Annotated in this window: 17 protein-coding genes and 1 pseudogene; 8 read left to right on the top strand and 10 right to left on the bottom strand. The window is 70.5% G+C overall.

Annotated elements, in window-relative coordinates; translation table 11 throughout:
* The first annotated feature begins 136 nt into the window (after positions 1–136).
* Positions 137–1,255 carry an AI-2E family transporter gene (locus AB5J55_RS03755; protein WP_369269268.1) on the top strand — a complete coding sequence of 373 codons (1,119 nt, stop codon included), beginning with the start codon at positions 137–139 and terminating at the stop codon, positions 1,253–1,255.
* Between the two features lie 100 nt (positions 1,256–1,355).
* On the opposite strand, the gene AB5J55_RS03750 is transcribed toward AB5J55_RS03755, so the two are convergent.
* The 3 genes from AB5J55_RS03750 to AB5J55_RS03740 all read right to left on the bottom strand — a co-directional run bounded on the left by AB5J55_RS03750 (position 1,356) and on the right by AB5J55_RS03740 (position 4,106).
* The gene (locus AB5J55_RS03750) at positions 1,356–2,018 is read right to left on the bottom strand and encodes a pyridoxamine 5'-phosphate oxidase family protein (protein WP_369269267.1); all 663 of its coding nucleotides are present in this window, start codon (positions 2,016–2,018) and stop codon (positions 1,356–1,358) included.
* A 205-nt stretch (positions 2,019–2,223) separates the two neighbouring features.
* Entirely contained in the window at positions 2,224–3,027 is an 804-nt protein-coding gene (locus AB5J55_RS03745; protein WP_369269266.1) for an alpha/beta fold hydrolase, read from the bottom strand.
* Positions 3,028–3,155: 128 nt separating this feature from the next.
* The gene (locus AB5J55_RS03740; RefSeq protein WP_369269265.1) at positions 3,156–4,106 is read right to left on the bottom strand and encodes an alpha/beta hydrolase; all 951 of its coding nucleotides are present in this window, start codon (positions 4,104–4,106) and stop codon (positions 3,156–3,158) included.
* A gap of 393 nt (positions 4,107–4,499) precedes the next feature.
* Here AB5J55_RS03740 and AB5J55_RS03735 point away from each other — a divergent pair, with 393 nt between their 5' ends.
* Complete coding sequence (locus AB5J55_RS03735; RefSeq protein WP_369269264.1) at positions 4,500–5,192, top strand: M24 family metallopeptidase; 693 nt, start codon at positions 4,500–4,502, stop codon at positions 5,190–5,192.
* Positions 5,193–5,220: 28 nt separating this feature from the next.
* Here AB5J55_RS03735 and AB5J55_RS03730 read toward each other — a convergent pair whose 3' ends face one another.
* A complete protein-coding gene (locus AB5J55_RS03730; RefSeq protein WP_369269263.1) occupies positions 5,221–5,799 on the bottom strand; it encodes a dihydrofolate reductase family protein in 579 nt (192 codons plus the stop codon).
* Between the two features lie 383 nt (positions 5,800–6,182).
* On the opposite strand from AB5J55_RS03730, the gene AB5J55_RS03725 reads away from it, so the two are divergent.
* The gene (locus AB5J55_RS03725) at positions 6,183–6,746 is read left to right on the top strand and encodes a snapalysin family zinc-dependent metalloprotease (RefSeq protein WP_369269262.1); all 564 of its coding nucleotides are present in this window, start codon (positions 6,183–6,185) and stop codon (positions 6,744–6,746) included.
* Between the two features lie 380 nt (positions 6,747–7,126).
* A complete protein-coding gene (locus AB5J55_RS03720) occupies positions 7,127–8,200 on the top strand; it encodes an NAD(+)/NADH kinase (protein ID WP_369269261.1) in 1,074 nt (357 codons plus the stop codon).
* Positions 8,201–8,339: 139 nt separating this feature from the next.
* Here AB5J55_RS03720 and AB5J55_RS03715 read toward each other — a convergent pair whose 3' ends face one another.
* On the bottom strand, positions 8,340–8,852 hold the full coding sequence (locus tag AB5J55_RS03715) for a hypothetical protein (RefSeq protein ID WP_369269260.1): 513 nt from the start codon (positions 8,850–8,852) through the stop codon (positions 8,340–8,342).
* Positions 8,853–9,177: 325 nt separating this feature from the next.
* On the opposite strand from AB5J55_RS03715, the gene AB5J55_RS03710 reads away from it, so the two are divergent.
* Positions 9,178–9,999, top strand: a complete 822-nt coding sequence (locus tag AB5J55_RS03710) for an aminoglycoside adenylyltransferase domain-containing protein (RefSeq protein WP_369269259.1) — start codon at positions 9,178–9,180, stop codon at positions 9,997–9,999.
* A gap of 729 nt (positions 10,000–10,728) precedes the next feature.
* Here AB5J55_RS03710 and AB5J55_RS03705 read toward each other — a convergent pair.
* Both AB5J55_RS03705 and AB5J55_RS03700 read right to left on the bottom strand, forming a co-directional pair.
* A pseudogene (locus AB5J55_RS03705) lies at positions 10,729–11,010 on the bottom strand (response regulator transcription factor); the annotation flags it as partial.
* A gap of 123 nt (positions 11,011–11,133) precedes the next feature.
* Positions 11,134–11,718, bottom strand: a complete 585-nt coding sequence (locus AB5J55_RS03700) for a TetR/AcrR family transcriptional regulator (RefSeq protein ID WP_369276081.1) — start codon at positions 11,716–11,718, stop codon at positions 11,134–11,136.
* Between the two features lie 114 nt (positions 11,719–11,832).
* Between AB5J55_RS03700 and AB5J55_RS03695 the strand changes: the two genes are divergently transcribed.
* The 3 genes from AB5J55_RS03695 to AB5J55_RS03685 all read left to right on the top strand — a co-directional run bounded on the left by AB5J55_RS03695 (position 11,833) and on the right by AB5J55_RS03685 (position 14,660).
* Positions 11,833–12,261, top strand: coding sequence for a nuclear transport factor 2 family protein (locus AB5J55_RS03695; RefSeq protein WP_369269258.1), 429 nt, complete (start codon positions 11,833–11,835; stop codon positions 12,259–12,261).
* Entirely contained in the window at positions 12,258–13,109 is an 852-nt protein-coding gene (locus AB5J55_RS03690) for an NAD(P)H-binding protein (RefSeq protein ID WP_369269257.1), read from the top strand. Before AB5J55_RS03695 ends, AB5J55_RS03690 begins: the two co-directional genes overlap by 4 nt.
* A 135-nt stretch (positions 13,110–13,244) precedes the next feature.
* Complete coding sequence (locus AB5J55_RS03685; RefSeq protein ID WP_369269256.1) at positions 13,245–14,660, top strand: hypothetical protein; 1,416 nt, start codon at positions 13,245–13,247, stop codon at positions 14,658–14,660.
* 551 nt (positions 14,661–15,211) lie between these two features.
* Here AB5J55_RS03685 and AB5J55_RS03680 read toward each other — a convergent pair.
* The 3 genes from AB5J55_RS03680 to AB5J55_RS03670 are packed head-to-tail and all read right to left on the bottom strand — an operon-like array spanning position 15,212 to position 18,761.
* A complete protein-coding gene (locus AB5J55_RS03680; RefSeq protein WP_369269255.1) occupies positions 15,212–16,228 on the bottom strand; it encodes a peptidogalycan biosysnthesis protein in 1,017 nt (338 codons plus the stop codon).
* The gene (locus tag AB5J55_RS03675; RefSeq protein WP_369269254.1) at positions 16,225–17,505 is read right to left on the bottom strand and encodes an MFS transporter; all 1,281 of its coding nucleotides are present in this window, start codon (positions 17,503–17,505) and stop codon (positions 16,225–16,227) included. Before AB5J55_RS03675 ends, AB5J55_RS03680 begins: the two co-directional genes overlap by 4 nt.
* Positions 17,502–18,761, bottom strand: a complete 1,260-nt coding sequence (locus tag AB5J55_RS03670; protein WP_369269253.1) for an ATP-grasp domain-containing protein — start codon at positions 18,759–18,761, stop codon at positions 17,502–17,504. Before AB5J55_RS03670 ends, AB5J55_RS03675 begins: the two co-directional genes overlap by 4 nt.
* Between the last annotated feature and the right edge of the window lies 1 nt (position 18,762).

Genomic DNA, 18,762 nt, shown 5'->3' with positions numbered 1-18,762 from the left:
GCCCTTACGGCGCTCAGGGGAGCGCCGGGTCACCGATCCGTGTGTGGCGCAATGCCGTCCCGGTAGTCATCGCCGCACAACGTAGCCCACGGGACAGGGGCGATGCCAGTGACCGGAGTGCCAATAGTGTGACCGCATGCCTGACATGTTGAGTTCCGGGAGAACCCGCGCAGCGCTTGCCACTTCCGCGCGCGTATCGGTCGAGTTGCTGTTGGTGTTCGCGACGGTTGCGGTGGCCCTGTGGGGTCTCGCCCGCATGTGGTCGGTCGTGTGGCCGGTGATCATTGCCCTGTTCCTCACCACACTGACCTGGCCGATGACTCGGGCGCTGCGGCGGCGCGGGTGGCCCTCGGCGCTGGCCGCGTTGCTGGTGACTCTGCTGTTCCTCCTGGCCATCCTCGGCATCGTGGCGCTGATCGCGGTTCCGGTGGCGTCCCAGTCGGGCGAGTTGAGCGACGGTGTGGTCGAGGGCATCAAGAGGATGCGCGACTGGGCCGCGGGGCCACCGCTGAACATCGGCGACGACCAGATCACGACTGCCCTGGACACCGCGGCCGCCCGGGTCCAAGGCAGCGTCGGCAGCTTGGTCAACACCGTCGCAACGGGCGTGGCCACCACGCTCAGCGGCTTGGTCACGGCCATCCTGGCGGTCTTCCTGATGTTCTTCTTCCTCAAGGACGGCCCGCGATTCCTGCCGTGGCTCGCCCGCCAGTTGCCCGGACGGCTCGCCAAGGACGTTCCGGTCCTGGCCGAGCGGGCCTGGGACACCTTGGGCGCGTTCATGCGGTCTCAGGCACTCGTCGGCCTGCTCGACGCCGTCTTCATCGGCCTCGGCCTGTGGATCCTGGACGTACCGCTGGTGCTCCCGCTGACGGTGCTGACCTTCGTCTCGGCGTTCGTGCCCATCGTCGGCGCGGTGTTCGCCGGTTTCGTCGCATGTCTCATCGCGCTGGTGTCGAACGGTCCGACGGACGCCCTGATCGTGCTGGCGATCATCCTCGTGGTGCAGCAACTTGAGGGCAATGTGTTCCAGCCCATGATCCAGAGCCGTGGGCTCGGCCTGCACGGCGCGGTGATTCTGCTCGCGGTGACGTTGGGTGGCAGCCTGGCCGGCATCGTGGGCAGCCTTCTTGCCGTGCCGGTCACTGCACTGATCGCGGTGATCTGGAACTACCTGCGGGAGCAGCTCACCGACCCGCCGCAGGAGCCGGAGGCCGACAAGTCGCAGACCGGTGTCGCTGTCCCGGAAATGTGACACCCACCTGACAGCGACCCCTTGCCCAGTTCAACGCCGAACCCCTCAGCGGACCCGGTGGCCCCGACCCGCCCTACGCGCGCATCGGCTCCGCCACCGGTCAGCCCCTGCCCGGCAGAGATCCGGTGCGAGATCCCGCAGTCTGCTCGCCCTCATGCGGCGGGGCCTGGTGCTCGGCGCCGAGGACGAAGTAGTCGGCATCCTTCGGCCGCTGGGCCCCCGGGCGTGGACGGGGCGCCGGCACAAGATGGGGGATGTGCTTGGAGCAGTGCACATAGGCCTCCTCCACCGTGATGTGCACCCAGAATTCGGGCCTGCGTCCGGGAGCGGTGTCCACAGGAAGGTGGGGGTAGGCCCGCCGCTGCTCGTCGTCCTGGTGGAGCCGAGCTCCGCCATTGACGTGCAGGCCGATGTGGTCGTGTGCGAAGTCGACGAAGAGCAGGCCGATATGCGGGTTCTCGGTGATGTTTCCCGCACTGGCGAGGACCCCGTTCCCACGGTACTCGGGGTAGGTGAGAGTGCCGTCGTCGAGCACGGTGACGAAACCCGGGGGACCGGCACGGAAGGTGACGTCGCAGGCTCCGTCGGCGTCCGAGGTGGACAGGAACGCCATGGTCTGGCGCCCTATGAAGTCCGCCATCTGTGGTGTCAGACGGGCCTGCACCTGGCGGTCGTAGAAGGTGGCGGCCTGGTCGGCCGTGCCGAGAAGGTGCTGCAGGCGGCGCTCGCCGATGGAGCCGGTGGACTCGTGGGTGTGGTTCACGGAACGCGCTGCCTTCCTATTGCCTGCAACTGGGCGTGGCGCCACGGCACTCTAACGCGGGATGGAGCGCGCCGTCGTGGTCGGCACGGGTATCCGACTGCGCAGGCGGCAAGGCCGGCGAGGAGCGCGACCGTCGGCGTGGCGCTGGGGAAGAACAAACGGGCGGGGCGGCCTCTTCGCCGCCCCGCCCTGCTGAGTGTGCCGGTCAGCGGACCGTCCGCGCCGCCTTCTCGATGACGTGGGTGACGGCGTCGGGGTGGGACACGCTCACAGCGTGGGAGGACTCGATTTCCTTGATCTGGGCATTGGCGCGCTCGGCCATGAAGACCTGGGCATCCCGCGGGATGATCCGGTCATTGGAGCCCACCAGAGCCCAGGAAGGGATGGTCTTCCAGGCCGGCTCGCCGGACGGTTCGTTGAGGGCAGTGCCGGTCCCGGGACGCTGGGTGGCCGCCATGAGGGCAGCGGTATCCGCGGGGACATCGGCACCGAACGCCTGGCGGAACCTGGACTGGTCGATGGAGAAGTCGAAGTCCTTGGAGCCGTCGGGGTTGGTGATCGGGACGGGACGCAGAACGTCGCCGATGACGCTGCCCTCGAACTTGCTCACCAGCTCGTTGGCGCTCTCGCCCTTGTCGGGGAGGAAGGCGTCGGCGTACACCAGCGCCTTGACGTTGTCGGAGCCGTAAGCAGCGTTGCTGATCACCGCTCCGCCGTAGGAGTGCCCGACAAGCACCACCGGCCCGTCGATGCCGGCCAGCAGGTTCTTGACGGAGGCGGCGTCGCCGCTGAGACTGCGCAACGGGTTGGCCGCGGCGATCACCGGGTAGCCGTCCTCCTTCAGCTGTTTGATGACGCCGTTCCAGCTGGAGGAGTCGGCGAATGCGCCGTGCACGAGCACGACGGTCGGCTTGGCGCCCTTTGAAGGGCTGGCGGCGCTCGCCGGACCGACCGACGTAGCAACGAGGGCGGTGGCGACCGCAGCGGTGGCCATGAGGGTGAGAGGCATGTGGGCACGGCGAAGATGCGAATGGCGGTACATGAGGAGCCCTTTCGAGGCAGAGATTTCAACTATGTCCGGACGTATGGGCCGAGTCTCGGCTCGGTGTATCTGCTGCGGCTGAGCGGCGCAGTGCTTCAGGCGTTGCGGAGGGCGGCGCGCAGGGTGCGAATGGCCTGCTCCACCGCAGCAGTTGTGGCCTGAGTGGGCCGGAGAGGGTTGAGCATCATGAAGTCGTGCAGGGTGCCGTTGTAGCGGATGCTCGTGGTGGGAACGCCGGCCTGGGACAGCTTGCGGGCGTACGCCTCGCCCTCGTCCCGCAGCACGTCGTTCTCGTCGACCATGACGAGCGCCGGCGGCAGTCCGCGCAGCTCCTCCAGGTCCGCCCGCAGCGGCGAGGCGGTGATCTCCGCCCGCTGGGCGGGATCGGTGGTGTAGCAGTCCCAGAACCAGGCCATGCCCTTCGCCGTGAGGAAGGGCCCGTCCGCGAACTCCCGGTAGCTGTCGGTGTCCTGGGCCGCGTCCGTGACGGGGTAGTACAGCGACTGGTGCAGGAAGGTCACGTCGCCGCGACGCTTGGCCATGAGGGCCAGTGCGGCCGTCATGTTGCCGCCGACGGAGTCACCGGCCACGACCAGCCGGGAGCCGTCCAAGCCCGCCTCGGCACCTTTCGCGGTGATCCACTGAGCGGTCGCGTACGCCTGCTCGATGGCGGTCGGGTACTTGGCCTCCGGTGAACGGTCGTACTCGACGAAAGCGACGGCGGCGTCCGCACCGACGGCCAGCTCGCGCACCAGACGGTCGTGGGTGCCGGCATTGCCGAGGACCCAGCCGCCGCCGTGCATGTAGAGAACGACCGGCAGCGTGCCCCGGCTGCCGACCGGCTTGACGATACGTACCCGCACGTCGCCGACCTCGGCCTGCACCGTGATCCACTTCTCCTCCACGTCCGGCTTCTCGACGGGCGCCGCCTGGAGGTCGTCCAGGACCTTCCTGGCGCCCTCCGGGCCGAGTTCGTACAGGTACGGCGGGTTGGCCGTCGCATCCGCGAGCTCCTGCGCTTCAGGCTCAAGAATCGGCTCAGTCATTGCTGCACTCCTTGGGTGACTGGCGGGCTTTTTGCCCGCTTTAACCCATATGACAGGGACTCTGCCCGAGGTGTGACACATGTCGCGTGGAAGCCGAGGTCTACCCGGCAGGGGGCCGATAGACGGCATGCGCTGTGCTGACGCTTGCGGAAGAAGTCCGGCCTGAGGGCGGCGGCGGGACGCCGTGATCGCATCCGCCCTACGGTGATCGACGCGAGGAGACGCGGGTGTAGCAAGCCCGTGGAGGCTCGCGGAGGCCCTGCGATCGGCGGTGATCAAGCGCTGATCAACGGGAGAGCGACGCACTCCACACCCTCCCGGCATCGCCCTTCGGACGTGCAGACGCAGGGAATCCCGTTGCCGGAGACGATCTAGCTGGTTGGCTTCGGTTTCATGGCGGATGACGAACTCACGCGTGCCGCACGACTGCTGGATGCCCAGGCGAAGGCCGAGCGGCTCTTCGCGGAGATCGAGGAGCGCGGTCTGGTGGCACCCGGCGAGGGGGAGCGGGCGGTCAGTGACCGGGTGCGGGATCTGGCGAACGAGTTGTTCGGTACGACTCGGCACTGGCACAAGCGGATCGTGAGGTCGGGGCCGAACACGCTGATGCCGTACCGGGAGAATCCGCCGGACCGTGTGATCGGCGGCGATGACATCGTGTTCGCCGACTTAGGTCCCATCTTCGAGGAGTACGAGGCCGACTTCGGGCGGACCTTCGTGCTCGGCGACGACCCGGTGAAGCACCGGCTGCGCGATGACCTGCCGAAGATCTTCGCGGCCGGGAAGCGGTCCTTCGCCGAACGCGCCGACATCTCCGGGACACAGCTGTACGCCGAGGTGGAGCGACTGGCCGCCGAGGCCGGGTGGGAGCTGGGCGGCCGGCATGCCGGGCACATGGTCGGGGAGTTCCCGCACGAGTGGATCGACGGCGCGGACGTGGAGTCGTACATCGCCCCGGCCAACGACACCCCGCTGCGACGGACGGACGAGGCCGGCCGCAGCTGCCATTGGATCCTGGAGATCCATCTCGTGGACCGGGAGCGGAAGTTCGGCGGCTTCCACGAGGAACTGCTCACCCTTGGCTGAACGAGCCTGCCCCACCCTGAACCGGGGCTCAGGCATGCAGGGTGGGGCGGTAGATGAGCTCCTGGATGTGGCCGTCGAGCGTCCGGTTCTCTATCAGCTCGAGGTCGAAGTCGGCTGCACCGTGGAAGATCGGATCCAGCCCGGTCCGGCCGGTGATCACAGGGAAGAGCGTCACCTGGACGCGGTCGACCAGGCCGGCGGCCATGAGAGCCCGGTTCATCGACAGGCTGCCGTGCGAGCGCAACGGTACGTCCGACTCCTCCTTGAGCCGGGCGACGATGTCGACGGCGTCGCCGCTCGCGACGGTCGCATCCGGCCAGTCGAGGGGTTCTTCCAGAGTGGTCGACACGACCGTTGCCGGCATGTTCCGCATTCGTGTGACCCAGGGGTCACGCACCTCGGACTCCTCGGTGCTCGACGCCAGCATCTGCGCGAACAACCGATACGTGTTGGCCCCGAAGACCATCCGATGCTCGTCGCCGTACAGGGCGAGGCGGTGGTCGAGGAGCTCGGGGCCTTGCTTGCCCCAGTAGCCGGTCCAGTCGCCGCCGGCGGCGCCGTAGCCGTCGAGGCTGGAAAAGACATCGAAGGTGTAGGTAGCGGTCATGGTGCCCTCCTCGAGTGCGGTTGATCGCCTGCTGGAAGTACAGACCGGCAACCGCGGCGAGACTCATCGCATGACCGGCCGCACGATACGGCGGTGACCTGCAGTACGGCGAGGCCCGCGGTTCACGTCTTCCTCAGCGACACCATCGGCTCCGGCCCCCGCCGCGGCACCCGCGCGGCCGGAATTCCCTGACTTGTCGGCAGTACGAGCGCCGTCGAGCCAGGCGGTCCGGGCGTACGTGTCGATCGGCGCCACGGGCCGGACCGGACCACGGATTGACGGATTCACGTCCACTCCCGCCGGGCAGTGAGGGAGTGAATGTCATGAGCACGACTCATTCACTGTCATGAGCACGACTACCTTCCCCCACAAGGAGGTCGATCATGCACGTACGTAGGCTGACCGGCGGCCTGGCCGCCGCCTGTGTGGTGTCGCTGTCCCTGATGGGCGGCCAGGCGGTGGCCGGTCCGCTCGACGAGGCGGGCACCTCCCTGGCCGCCCGTGTCCTCACCTACGACGCCGGCGGCTCCGCGGAGTTCAGGAGCGCCGTCGACCGGGGCGCGGCGATCTGGAACGAGAGTGTCGACGCCGTCGAGCTGCGGCCGGCCGGCGCCGGGCAGCGCGCGAACATCCGGGTCCTCGCGGACAACGGCTGGCCGCGCGCCCTGCCCACCGGCCTGGGCAACGGAACCGTCTACATCGGGCGCCAGGCCGTCGACCAGGGCTACGACACGATCCGCATCTCCGCCCACGAACTCGGGCACATCCTGGGCCTGCCCGACCGCAAGCCCGGACCGTGCTCGAGCCTGATGTCCGGGTCCAGCGCCGGCACCGCATGCACGAACCCGTACCCGGACGCGGCGGAGAAGGCGGAGGTCGAGGGGAACTTCGGCGGTGTGCTCGTCGGGCGGGCCCCGGCGGCGGATGCTGAGCTGATCGTGGACTGACACGTACCGCACCACGCATGAGGAAGACGAGCCCGCCCGGTGCCCTGCATGGACCGGGCGGGCTCAATTCGGCCCCGCCGGAAGCCCGACCTCGTGCGCGTCCTGAGGCGGGCGACCCCTCGGCGGGCGTGGCGACCAGGTGAGCCGCGGATACGGCGGCACTGGCCGAGCCCGTCACGGCCGCCCTGACCCTCACCGCCCGTACCGAAGACCTCGTGGTCGGTCCCGTCTGCCCTCCTCCTGCGCCGACCGCGCGTGCGGGGCCGGTGCGATGCAGGGATCCTACGAATGGGGCGGCCTGCCGGCCGCGTCGGCCTTGGCTCGGGCCACGCTCCGGACCATCGCCACGACCCGGTGACCGAGATGCCCTGGAGGCGGAGATGACGTTGAACCGGCTCGGCCTGGTCGTGCATGGCGGACGTCCGGAGGCCGTCGAGGCGGCTCGGGTGGTTCGTGCGTGGTGTGAGGAGCACGCCGTGCGGTGCACGGACATCGACGTCTGGGGCGAGGGCGGGCGGCGCAGCGCCCGTGCGGAGGTCGAGGCCGCGGGCAACCCCGACCTCGTCGTCACCCTGGGCGGAGACGGCACCTTCCTGCGCGGCGCCCGGATGGCCGCGCAGAACGACGCCCTGGTCCTGGGCGTCGATCTCGGCCGGGTGGGCTTCCTGACGGAGGTGCCGGCCTCCGGGGTGCGTTCGGCGCTGGACGCGGTGCGCGAGGACCGGCTCAGGACGGACACGCGGATGCTGCTCGCCCTGCGCGCCTCCTGCCACCTGAAGGTACCGGCGGGTTTGGAGGAGTGGGTGCGGTACGGCCGCGGTCCGCTCCTGCCGCCGCCCCCGGTGCGCCCGGACTGCGAGGTCGACGACGAGTGGGGCATCCCCCTCGACGTGACCGCCCTCAACGACGTCGTACTGGAGAAGCTGGCCAGGGACCGCCAGGTGTCGGTCGGTGTGTACGTCTCCGGCCGGCTCCTGGCCGCCTACTCTGCCGACGCGCTGCTGGTGGCCACCCCGACCGGCTCGACCGCCTACAGCTTCGCCGCCGGCGGACCCGTCGTCTCACCGCGAGCCGAGGCCCTCGTCTTCACGCCGGTCGCCCCGCACATGGCGTTCGACCGGTCGATCGTCACGGCCCCCGACGAGCCCGTCGGACTGCGTGTCCTCGAGCGGTCGGGACCGGCCGCCGTGAGCATCGACGGGCAGATGCGGGGCGTTCTGGACCCGGGGGACTGGATCGGCGTGTATGCGGCGCCGCGCCGGCTGCGCGCCGTCCGGCTCGGCCCGATGGACTTCTACGGCCGGCTGCGCGAGCGGATGAACCTGACCGACGCCCCGGCCGCTGTCGCCGACGGGAGTCCGGCGCCTCTCTGGTCGGTGAGCACGCCCCCGCCCGGCGACCTCGCCCATCTGGCGCTGCTGGGGGTTCCTGATGATCCGGCCCCCATTCTGTGACAGCCGCGCCGACCGGGCAGTCCTCCTCACCGGGCCGGTCCTCCGCACCTGGGTCATTCCCCTGGCCCGCCCGCCGAAATGCCGACTGACCCCGCGCAGGAAGGCACCTGCACGGGGCGTCGGCGGTTTGGTGCGGGCGTCAGGCGCAGAGCACGCGCGTCTCCGGCGTGAAGACCGGGCCGCCGCTGGTGTTCGTCGCGTCGCTGAACTCGGCGTAGTAGTACGAGTAGAAGCCGATGTTGCCGTTGCAGCCCGAGTCGGCGGCGACCTGGAGGGTCAGCGTGACGGTGCGGCTCTGTCCGGGCGGGATGGTGGCGCCGTAGTTCTGGCCGAGGTTGCTGGGCCCGGTGCCGGCGCAGGGCGTGCTGCCGACGGCGGTGGTGAGGGCGCAGCCCGTGAAGCTGTACTTCAGGTCGGGGCGCTGCGTGGTGAGCCACGTCGGCTCGATCGTCTGGTAGACGAACAGGACGTCGTACGTCTTGTTGTTGGTCAGCGTCATGGAGAGTTGCACCGTGCCGCCGGGTGTCGTGGTGGCGGAGTCGGCGGTGAACGTCAGGGCGGCGGGTGCGGGGTCGGCCGCGCTCGCGCTGGGGGCCAGACCGAACACGGCGAGCAGGAGACCGAGGACGGCGGTGAGACCCAGGCGTCTCATACGTGGTGATCGCATGGCCCGGGAGGCTAGGCATCCGGCGCGCACGTCGTCTGCACCTCGAAGGTCGTTCCGGTGAGCGATAGGCCGAATGTGTGTCTCATGTGATGGGCGTGCGGTGGGTATGTGAAGTCCCTGTTCGGGGTGCATCTGTGCACGGCAAGGGCGGGAGGGGCCGCCTGGAGGGAGCGGCGAAACGCGCGTCGACCGCGCGGCGTCCGATGCCGATATTGGCGTGATTCCGGATGTGCCGGGTGTCGTCACGTGTCGCCCGGTGCGGAGGTTCTCGGGCATTCATCGATTTCCGGCCTCGGCGGACACTGACGGTATGACCTGCACTCTCGTGGACCCGTACTCCGTCCCGGACGAACTGCGTCCCTACCTCCAGGAGGTCGTCCAGCGCACGCACGCTCTGTGCGGATCTCACCTGGTGAGCGTCATCGCCGTCGGTTCCGTCGCGCTCGGCGACTACCGGCACGGACGCAGCGACGTCGACGTGACGGTGGTCGTGGACGGCACCGTCCCCGGCCGGGCGCTCCCCGGCCCAGCCGTCCCCGACCTGGCCGCCGCACTCGCACACCCCGCCCTGCCGTGCCCCGCGGCGGGACTGGAGCTGGTGGTCTACGACCGGGACTTCGCGGCCCGGCCCTCCGGCGAGGCCGGCTACCTGCTGGACATCAACACCGGACCGCTCCTGCCCGAACGGGCCGGCGTCGACCCGTCGGAGTCGCCGGCGTTCTGGTACGTCATCGACCGTTCCGTCGCTCACCGAGCCGGGCGCGTGCTGTACGGCAGGCCGGCGCGGGAGGTGATCGCCGAGCCCGCACGCGCCGACGTGCTCACCGCGCTCCGTTCCTCGGTCCGTGAGCACAGCACCGGCGACGGGCATCTCGCGGACAACCGGGTCCTCAACGGCTGCCGCTCCGTGCAGTTCTGCCGTACGGGCCGCTGGCAGCCCAAACGCCGGGCGGCGGAGGCGGTCGCGGCATCCGAAAAACGCTTCCGTCCGCTGTTGCAGGCCGCGGTGCACAGCTACGAACGCCCCTCCCGTACCGCCGCGACGGCGCTGCCCACCGCCGACGTACACGCCTTCCTGGCCTGGGTGGCCGAACGCGTCGATGAGGCGCTCGACGCGGACCGGAGGGGGTAGCACCGCGCGCCCCGCCCCTCGGTCCCCTGGACGAGCAGGTCCAGGGCCCGCCATCCCGGCGGTACCCGGAGCGAGCCGGGACCCCTCCCGGGCGCTCCTCCCTGAGATCCCGGCATGTTTTCGGGACGACGAGCGATCAGCCGGACCTGGCCGCTACCGCCGGCTGTGGCCACCGGAGTTCTGCTGGCCGAGTGCAGCGGCGACCCGGCGCCCGCCAAGCCGGCGCCTTCGCAGGCGAGATCGTCCGCGCCGGCCGGCGCTTCAGCCGTCCCGGACGCCTCCGCGTCCGCGGCGACGTCGCACCTGACGCGGGACATCGAGGCTGCCTACGAAGCGCGACGGACGCGTAGCCGGACATCGACCTGGACAAGTGCACGATGACGACTTCGCTGGCCGACAGGGGCTGCGGGGCGGCGCACGCCGCGGCCGAGAAGGTCGCTGCCGACACGGAACGACGGCTGCGGGTCAAGGAACCCGAGTACGCGGGCGTGTTGTACAGCGCGGTGTTCCTCACCACCGGCGCTGTCCAGGACGGGATCGACCGACTGCACGACCCGATTCCTGCTCCGGACTCAGCGGCGCGGCAGAGCCTGCGCCGCCGCTTCGGGCGGAGGCCGAGAGTATTTGTGCCGAGGGTGCCGACATCTTCAAGAGTGAGTGGGGGATCTTCCTGAGCAGCGTCGACCCTTGAGTGGCCCGAGGGGCGCACCGCGGCCGGGCCTGCCGGCCTCACGGCAGCAAACGCTGTTCCTTCGCGACCGCCACCGCCCCCGCCCGGGTGTCGACGCCGAGCTTGTCGTAGATGCGGCGCAGGTGGGTCTTGACGGTGGCCTCGCTGATGAACAGGGCGCGGGCGATGTCGCGGTTGCCGATGCCGCGGGCGAGCTGGGTGAGGATGTCACGTTCGCGGTCGGTGAGGGTGGGGCGGGGCCGGCGGAGGTTGGCCATGACGCGGCCCGCGACCGGCGCGGACAGGGCGGGGCGGCCCTCGGCGGCGGCGTGGATCGCGGCCCGTCACCGCGGACGACGCGCCGATCGCCGGCATCGGCGTCGCGGGCGCTCCGTCCGGCGCGCTGGACGAGAAGTTCGCGCAGGCGGGGGCCAACTCGGTGGCCCGCTGACATCCGGACTGCTTCACATGCCGCTGCCGAGCACTCCGGCAGTGAACTTCGCCAGCTGTTCGCGCAGTTCCGCGCGTGGCACCGCCTTCTGCCCGGCCAGGTATTCGACGAGGTCGGCCCGGGTGGCGGCGAGCAGCGCGTGGGCGGTGAAGTCGCTGCCGGACAGGCCGGGGACGCGGTCCAGGAGGTCGCGGAGCAGGGCGTGCCAGCGCTCGTAGTGAGCCGTGCGGTAGGGGCTGTCCGAGCCGGCCGTCTCCAGGGCCAGTGCGAGATGCCGGTTGTCGAGCTTGAAGCACAGGACGGCGTCGAGCAGGGCCGGTACGCGCTCGAGCGGCGGCGTGGCCGGGCCCAGCGGCGCAGGGCCCTCTTCCACGGCCACCCTCAGGGGCTCGAGTCGCGCGCTCACCAGCGCGTGGATCAGGCCTGTGCGGTCGCCGAATGCGCGGAAGAGGGTCCCCTTGCCGACGCCGGCCGCTGCCGCGATGTCGGCCATGGTGACCTCGTCGGGGCTCCGGCATTCGGCGAACAGGGTGTCGGCGGCCGTGAAGGCGGCCGCCCGGTTGCGGGCCGCGTCCTTGCGGGGCTTGCGTTCGGCCATGGGGGTCGGCATGGGGCTCCTCCGTTGCTCCTCCGCTTGCAATGCGGACCGGCGGTCCATATCGTTCCCGGAAGAAGCGGACCGCTGGTCCGTATCGTACGGGAGGACAAGCCCATGCCCGCAACCACCTCACCGGCGGATCTGTACCGTCACAGCCTGCGGCTGCTGCTGGACAAGGACATTCCCGCCTGGGTCGGCCTGTGGGCCGACGACGGCGTCATGGAGTTCCCCTTCGCGCCCCCTGGCTGGCCCGAGCGGCTGGAGGGCCGGGAGGCCATCGCCGCCTACATGCGCGACTACCCGGACCACATCGACCTGCACGACTTCCCCGAACTGCGGATTCACGAGACGACCGATGCCGGGACCATCGTGGTCGAGATGCGCGGGGTGGGCCGTCTGGTCGGGACCGGAGGTCCCTTCGACATGACCTACATCGCCGTCGTGACCGTCCAGGACGGGCACTTCACCTCCTACCGCGACTACTGGAACCCCCTTGCGGTCCAGGCACCCGGTGTCGACTTCGCCGGGAGCAGCGCCCGATGACCGTCACCCGCACCACCCTGGTCATCGGCGCCACCGGCACCACGGGCAGCCGTACCGCCGCACAGCTGATCGTCGCCGGCCACCGCGTCAAGGCCGCGAGCCGTCGCGCCACCCCGCTGCCGGGCACGGAACCGGTCCGCTTCGACTGGTACGACCCCGCCACCTTCGGCGACGCCCTCGCCGGGGCCGACAGCGTCTACCTCGTGCCTCCGGTCGGTGATCCGGACCCGGCCGCGGTCATGCTGCCGTTCCTCCGGCAGGCCCGCGCCTCCGGTGTGGAGCGTGCCGTACTGCTGAGCTCCTCGGCCATCCCCGAGGGTGGTCCGGCGGCGGGCGCGGTGCACCGGGCGCTGCCCGGCCTGTTCGACGAGTGGGCCGTGCTGCGGCCGTCGTGGTTCATGCAGAACTTCACCGGCACGCACGCCCACGCGGACAGCATCCGCGAGCACGGCGTCATCAGCACCGCTGCCGGGAGCGGCCGGGTCGGCTTCGTCGACGCCGACGACATCGCCGCCGTGGCCGTACGCGCGCTGACCGACGACCGCGCCCCCGACACGGACCTGATCCTGACCGGGCCGGAGGCGCTCAGCCACGACGACATCGCCGCGATCGTCACCCAGGTCACCGGCCGCCCCGTCGCCCACGACCGCCTGACCTACGACGACATGCGTGACCGTCTCGCCGCGGTGATCCCGCTGGAGTTCGCCACGATGCTCGCCGACATGGACCGCGCCATCGCCGGGGGAGCGGAGGACCGGACCACCGACACCGTCCTGCGCCTGACCGGCCGCCTGCCGAACGGGTTCCGGGTGGTTGCGGAACGGGAGCTGACAGCGACGCGATCCTGAACGTTCCACATCCCGCCCGCCATGCCGACTTCGGCCAAGTTGCGAAGTTGCCGAGGTGCGATGCCCGTACTGCGCCCCCCGAACAGCCCCGTCGCGCCGGTACGGCAACCCGCCCAGCGGGGAAGGATGACCCTCATGGCGAGCATCGTCGTACTGGGTGCCGCGCTCGGCGGCCTGCAGACCGCTCTGCTGTTGGCCGACGACGGCCATCAGGTGACCGTGCTGGAACGTGACCCGCATCCCCCGCCGTCGGACCCGGACGTGGCCTGGGCACGATGGCATCGCCCCGGCATCCCGCAACTGCGCCTCACCCACCTCCCGCTCGCCCGTTGGCTTCAACTGACCGAGGCGCAGCTGCCGGGCCTGGTCGGGCAGATGACGGCGGCCGGGGCCGTCCGCATGAACGCACTTGCACCCGAACCGGGCCTGCGCGATGGCCTGTTGGCCGCCGACGCGCGCTTCGACACGCTGGCCGCCCGGCGGTGTCTCCTCGAGTACGTCACCACGCGCGCGGCCGAGGCCGGCGGTGTCCGCATCGAGCGGGGCGTCGCGTGCCGGGGCCTGCGCAGCAGGCCGGGCCGTTCCGCGCCCCACTCCCGCGCACCGCATGTCACCGGGGTGGAGACCAGCACGGGCCCACGCGCCGCCGATCTCGTCGTGGACTGCACTGGGCGCCGATCGCCGCTGCCCTCCTGGCTGCGTGACATCGGCGTACCGGGGCCGGTCGAGGAAGCGGGGCGGCGCGGATTCACCTACTACTGCCGCTACTTCCGGTCGGCCGACGGCGCCCTGCCCGCGAGTACGTTCCCGCTGATCGAGGAGCACGGTTCCCTCGGCCTTCTCCGCATCCCGGCCGACCACGGGACCTACTCGCTCGGCCTCATCAGCCGCAGCGACGATCACGAACTGCGTAGGCTGCTGCGCCACGAACGCGCCTGGTCGGCCGCCGTGCGCCTGTTCCCTGGCGCGGACGCCTGGCTGGAGGGCGGATCTCTCACCGAGGGGGTCCGGATCATGGCCGGACTCACGGACCGCAAGCGGACCCTGTACGACGCCGAAGTCCCCCTCGTCACGGGGCTGGTGGCCGTCGGCGACGCGTGGGCGGTCACCGTGCCGAGCATCGGCCGAGGACTGGCGATAAGCCTCCAGCACAGCTTGATCCTGCGTGACGTCCTCCGGAAGCACGGCACCGGTGACCCGGTCGGCCTCGTCGCCGCCTTCGGCCGGGCGACGCGGGAGGGTCTGGAACCGGTGTATTGGCAGAGCACCTCCTACACCCGTCACCGCCTGGCCGAGATGGACGCACACGCGGCCGGCCACCCCTACCGGCACCCCGACTGGGACCGGGCGAGGGCATTGACGCTGCTCGCCGGCCGCGATCCCGACGCGCTTCGGGCGGAGCGGGCCGGGGCCCATCTCCTGCCGGGCGCGGGCGCGGAGATGAGCGCTCCAGCTCTGGTGGAGGCGGTGAAGCGGACCATGGCCGAGGTCGAGCAGGGTATGCCGCCGGGCCCCGCGCGGGCGGAGGTTCTCGACGCCGTCAGCGTCTAGCGTCTGGACGGTGGCAGGGTGCACGTATGTCCAACCCCGTCGCGTACCCGGCCTTCCGCGCCACCGACCCTGCCGCGGCCCTGCGCGTCGCGCGGGGCTTGTGGCAATCAGTGACCAGCAGCTCGCGCGGGTGTCGGTGGATGTCGAGCTGCGGACGGTCCGGGAAGTGCTGCGGATACGTGAGGCGCTGTCCGATGCCTGGTTCAGGAAGGGGAACGTCGAGGACTGGGCACGGGATCCGTCCGACGCGACAGCTTGCACGGCGGGATCCACGCATCCGAGCTTTCCTGTGATCCGGACCTTCTGCACCCGCACCTGCCGCTCTCGGCATCCATGGACTACCGGCCCGTGGGCAGCGTCGAGGAAGAGTTCGCTGCCTTGGTGGCTTCGAACATCGGTGAGATCTGGTGGTCCGATCTGGTCTGGCCGGATGTACCGGAGAGTGGCTCCACGGCGAAGCCAACAATGCCCGGGTCATCGGCCCACGACAGGAGTAGCCCCTGGCTCGTCGAACTGGGCAATCCATCACCGACGACCTCTCCCGCACACCCTCACGCACACCCCTCCGCACCCGTGTCATCGAGCGCGTACAACCCACTGACCCGAGCACCACGCAACCGCTTCGCCTCGATCGCCTTCATCCCCGCGTGCACAGCGGTTGTGCCATGGCGGTACGCGTCCTCGATCGGCTCGTAGTAGGTGAGGGTGAAGTACGCGAACGGAGCCGGGCGTTCGGGGTCGATGCCGACGGCGCGCAGCCAAGTGGTGCTGCCCTGGTGGTAGTAGAGGCAGAAGCCGTTCATGCGGGAGCCGTCGTAGGCGGCTACGACTCGGGCGCTTTCGCCCATGGCATCGGCCTGTCGTTTCAGCAGGCCCGTCATCGCGGCGGTGTCGTCACCGTGGCCGTGGGATCGCTGCAGCGCCGCCAGCAGCCGCCCGGCGTCCTCGTAACAGTCCATGAGGTACCCGCGACGTACGTCCAGCCCCGCCGCATTGAACGCGGCGCGTTCGTGACGTATCGCCACGCGGCGCTTGGACGGCAGGGCTGCCAGGTAGTCGTCGAACCCGGCGCCGGGCAGCACAATCGTCGCGTCGTCCTCCATGTGGTGCGGGGGCGTGCCGTACAGCGGCGCGAGCCGTCGCGTGGCGGACTCGGTGAGATAGGGCCACCAGTGCGAGGTCCCGTGCCGACCGGCGTGGTCCCGTGCCGCATCGCGGAGCAGGGACAGGCACTGGACCTCGACGTCGTCGGGAAGGCCCGGGTCGGTCAACGGCGCGTTGTGGTAGCCGCGTCGGGCGCCCGCGATCACGCGAGGCCGCTCCGCGCCGGGCGGCAGGTGTGCGGGCTCGTAGTAGGTGTTGGGCTCGCTGTGCACGAGGTACAGAGGCGCGGCAGCGACGAGGGTGCCGTCGTGGTCGCGGATCAGCGTGTACGAGGCGGTCGCGGTGGGGTCGTTCTCCTCACCGGCGAGCCAGCGGTGTGACAGGTACACCCCGGCATGCTCCGCGAGCCGGTCCCAGTCCGCCGCCGGGACGTCGTGGACGCCGCTGACGATCTCGGTCTTCAACTCTGCTTCCTTCCGCCCTGCGCGGCAGGGGACTTGAGGGCCGGGACCGCGGCCAGGGCGATGAGACACGCCACGCCCTGCACGGTCCAGGGCAGCAGGGCATGTGCGTCGAGGAGGCCGGTGAACAGGGCTGGGGCGGCGATGTTGCCCGCGGACCAGGAGAGTTGGTACAGGCTCTGCCTGCTGCCGCGGGCGGCGCCTGGGGTGAGCGTGACGGACAGTTCGCTGACGGCCGGCGAGTAGAAGATCTCGGCCAGGCTGAACAGCACGATCGCCGTGACCAGGGCCGGCCATGCGGGCAGGCCGGCGTCGGGCAGCGCGGGTGCGGCGAACGCCAGCATGGCGCACACCAGCAGGACGTGACCCAGGGCCATGGTGTGCCGAGGCTGCCCGGGGGCGGCGTGTGCCGTCAGCGGGCTGGTGAGGGTGGACACCATCGCGGTGTTCACCACGAGCAGGATGCTCGCGGACCAGGCGGGCAGTGCGAGCGTCTCGGTGGCGTACACGGCGATGAGCACCGACAGCATGGCCTGGGACAGGACGAAGGGGATGTTGCAGGTCACCAGGAGCAGGTAGCGGCGCATGTCGCCGGGGTCGCACCTGGCGCCGGCCGTCCCCTCCTCGCTCGGTGGCTCTTCGGGGGCGCTCTGCGGCGGCGGGCGCGTCGGAACACGGGCGAAGCAGAACGCCGCCAGCAGATACAGCGGCGCGGCCGTGACGACGAGCCACGTGAGGGCGTCCGTGCCGAAGAGGGCGAGCGTGCCGGCCGCCAGCAGCGCCCCGACACCGATGCCGACGTTGCGCAGGCTGCCGGTGATGGCGAACCAGCCGCGCGTCTCCGCGGCCGGTGCGGCGTGCAGGATCAGCGTGCGCTGCGCCGTGTAGTAGGAGTTGATGCCGGACTGCACCAGAAGGTAGGCGCAGGCGATCTGCCAGGGCCGCTCGGCGAGGAGGAAGGAGAGGAAACCGGCCGCGCTGACGACATTGGCGATGACGGTGAGCCGTCTGGGACCGCGTCGGTCCATGAACCGGCCGGCGGCGAAGACGACGGGCAGGGCGGCCAACTGGCCCACCGTGACGGCCGCCCCGACCGCGGCGAGGGGCAGCTCGCGCACGGTCGTGAAGTACAGCAGGCCCAGCGGCAGGAGTATGCCGTTGCCGAGGGAGTCGATGAGGTTGCCGGTGATGAACCGGCCGTGTCCGCGTGTGGCGGGGATGCCGAGCATGCGACGCAGCCGGGACACACGCGGCGCACGGGGAGTGACGGTGCCGGTCATGGGGTGAGCAGGGCTCGGACTTTGCCCAGGATCTCCTGACGCGGCCAGCCCACTGTCCGATGCAACTCCTGCAGTTGCTTGACAGTCTGTTCCTCGTCGCCTCGGGCGAGAGTGAAGACGACGATGTCGCCGTGACTGGTGTCGTCGATCACCAACTCGTGGGCCGTCACCAGATCCAGACGGTCGGTCAGCTCCGCCCGCGCCGACTCCGGCAGGCGCTCGGGGGAGAGGAACTCGATGGCCCATCCCGTACGTCGCACAGGGGCCGGGCTGTAGTCGCCGCGTGCCATGGCCGCCAGGGCGTCAAAGGTGTTCGTCGCGGAGGCGGCGCAGGACAGCGTGGTGGCACCGCCGATACGGGGGTTGATCTCCAGCACCACGTACCGCGAACCGGTGTAGATCATGTCGACGTTGACGGAGCCGTGGACGCCGAGCTCCTCGCACAAGGCGACCAGCTTTACCGCGACGGGTTCGAAATCGGCGTCGGCCTGCGGTCTGGGACCGCACCAGCGCAGGTCGGCGAAAGTGAACACCGGTTCGGTGCCCGCCGTGCCGGTCCAGCACACCGGCAGCACACGGTACTTGCCGGGCTCGCCCACCACATCCACCGAGCACAGCGCTCCCGCCACGCACTCCTCGATCACCGCGGACACCTCGGGCGGATCGGCGAGGTACGCGTCCAGAGCGGCGGCGTCGGGCAGGGCCCTGATGCCCATGCTGGTGGAGTCCCACAACGGCTTGGACAGCAGGGGATAGCCGACGCCGGCGGCCGATGCGCGCAAGGCGTCCGTGTAGGCGGGAAACGCGACGCCGCGCCCCGCGAGCAGGTCGGAGTCGACCTTGACACCGCGCGGAGCGTCCAGGCCCGCGCGGGCGAGGAGTTGCTTGGTCTCCCACTTGTCGCACAGGGCCAGGGTCGACGGCAGCGGGGTCATGACCGTGGGGATGCCCCGGGCGTCGAGGAGTTCCTTGACGGTGGCGTCCCGCAGCGCGTTCTCGCACGGCAGGGAGATGGATACGGCGGCGTCCGCGCCCCACTCTGCGACTTCGCGGGCGAGTTCGGCAGGGGTGACGGCGGGATCGAGGCGGCGGCGCATGCCGGGGAAGTCCCCGTCGTCCGCCGTGCCGTGCGTGTGGAACAGGGAGCTCTCGACGCCCTGTCTGGCCAGGTCGCGGACGGTCCGCTGGATGTACGGGTCGGCGCGTCGGATCTCCACGGATCGCAGAAACGCGATCTTCCGGACGGGATTGCGCACA

This window comes from Streptomyces sp. R11 (assembly GCF_041051905.1).
Classification (GTDB): Bacteria; Actinomycetota; Actinomycetes; order Streptomycetales; family Streptomycetaceae; genus Streptomyces.
Note: the sequence above shows the minus strand (reverse complement) of the source record. Positions and strands in the feature narration are given on the sequence as shown.

What these genes read in the sequence shown, in the direction of transcription:
- AB5J55_RS03740 (WP_369269265.1), bottom strand. Translation starts at nt 4,106, where the DNA reads ATGACTGAGCCGATTCTTGAGCCTGAAGCGCAGGAGCTCGCGGATGCG.
- AB5J55_RS03685 (WP_369269256.1), top strand. Translation starts at nt 13,245, where the DNA reads ATGGCGAGCATCGTCGTACTGGGTGCCGCGCTCGGCGGCCTGCAGACC.
- AB5J55_RS03755 (WP_369269268.1), top strand. Translation starts at nt 137, where the DNA reads ATGCCTGACATGTTGAGTTCCGGGAGAACCCGCGCAGCGCTTGCCACT.
- AB5J55_RS03730 (WP_369269263.1), bottom strand. Translation starts at nt 5,799, where the DNA reads ATGACCGCTACCTACACCTTCGATGTCTTTTCCAGCCTCGACGGCTAC.
- AB5J55_RS03695 (WP_369269258.1), top strand. Translation starts at nt 11,833, where the DNA reads ATGCCCGCAACCACCTCACCGGCGGATCTGTACCGTCACAGCCTGCGG.
- AB5J55_RS03715 (WP_369269260.1), bottom strand. Translation starts at nt 8,852, where the DNA reads ATGAGACGCCTGGGTCTCACCGCCGTCCTCGGTCTCCTGCTCGCCGTG.
- AB5J55_RS03745 (WP_369269266.1), bottom strand. Translation starts at nt 3,027, where the DNA reads ATGCCTCTCACCCTCATGGCCACCGCTGCGGTCGCCACCGCCCTCGTT.
- AB5J55_RS03690 (WP_369269257.1), top strand. Translation starts at nt 12,258, where the DNA reads ATGACCGTCACCCGCACCACCCTGGTCATCGGCGCCACCGGCACCACG.
- AB5J55_RS03720 (WP_369269261.1), top strand. Translation starts at nt 7,127, where the DNA reads ATGACGTTGAACCGGCTCGGCCTGGTCGTGCATGGCGGACGTCCGGAG.
- AB5J55_RS03700 (WP_369276081.1), bottom strand. Translation starts at nt 11,718, where the DNA reads ATGGCCGAACGCAAGCCCCGCAAGGACGCGGCCCGCAACCGGGCGGCC.
- AB5J55_RS03675 (WP_369269254.1), bottom strand. Translation starts at nt 17,505, where the DNA reads ATGACCGGCACCGTCACTCCCCGTGCGCCGCGTGTGTCCCGGCTGCGT.
- AB5J55_RS03710 (WP_369269259.1), top strand. Translation starts at nt 9,178, where the DNA reads ATGACCTGCACTCTCGTGGACCCGTACTCCGTCCCGGACGAACTGCGT.
- AB5J55_RS03725 (WP_369269262.1), top strand. Translation starts at nt 6,183, where the DNA reads ATGCACGTACGTAGGCTGACCGGCGGCCTGGCCGCCGCCTGTGTGGTG.
- AB5J55_RS03735 (WP_369269264.1), top strand. Translation starts at nt 4,500, where the DNA reads ATGGCGGATGACGAACTCACGCGTGCCGCACGACTGCTGGATGCCCAG.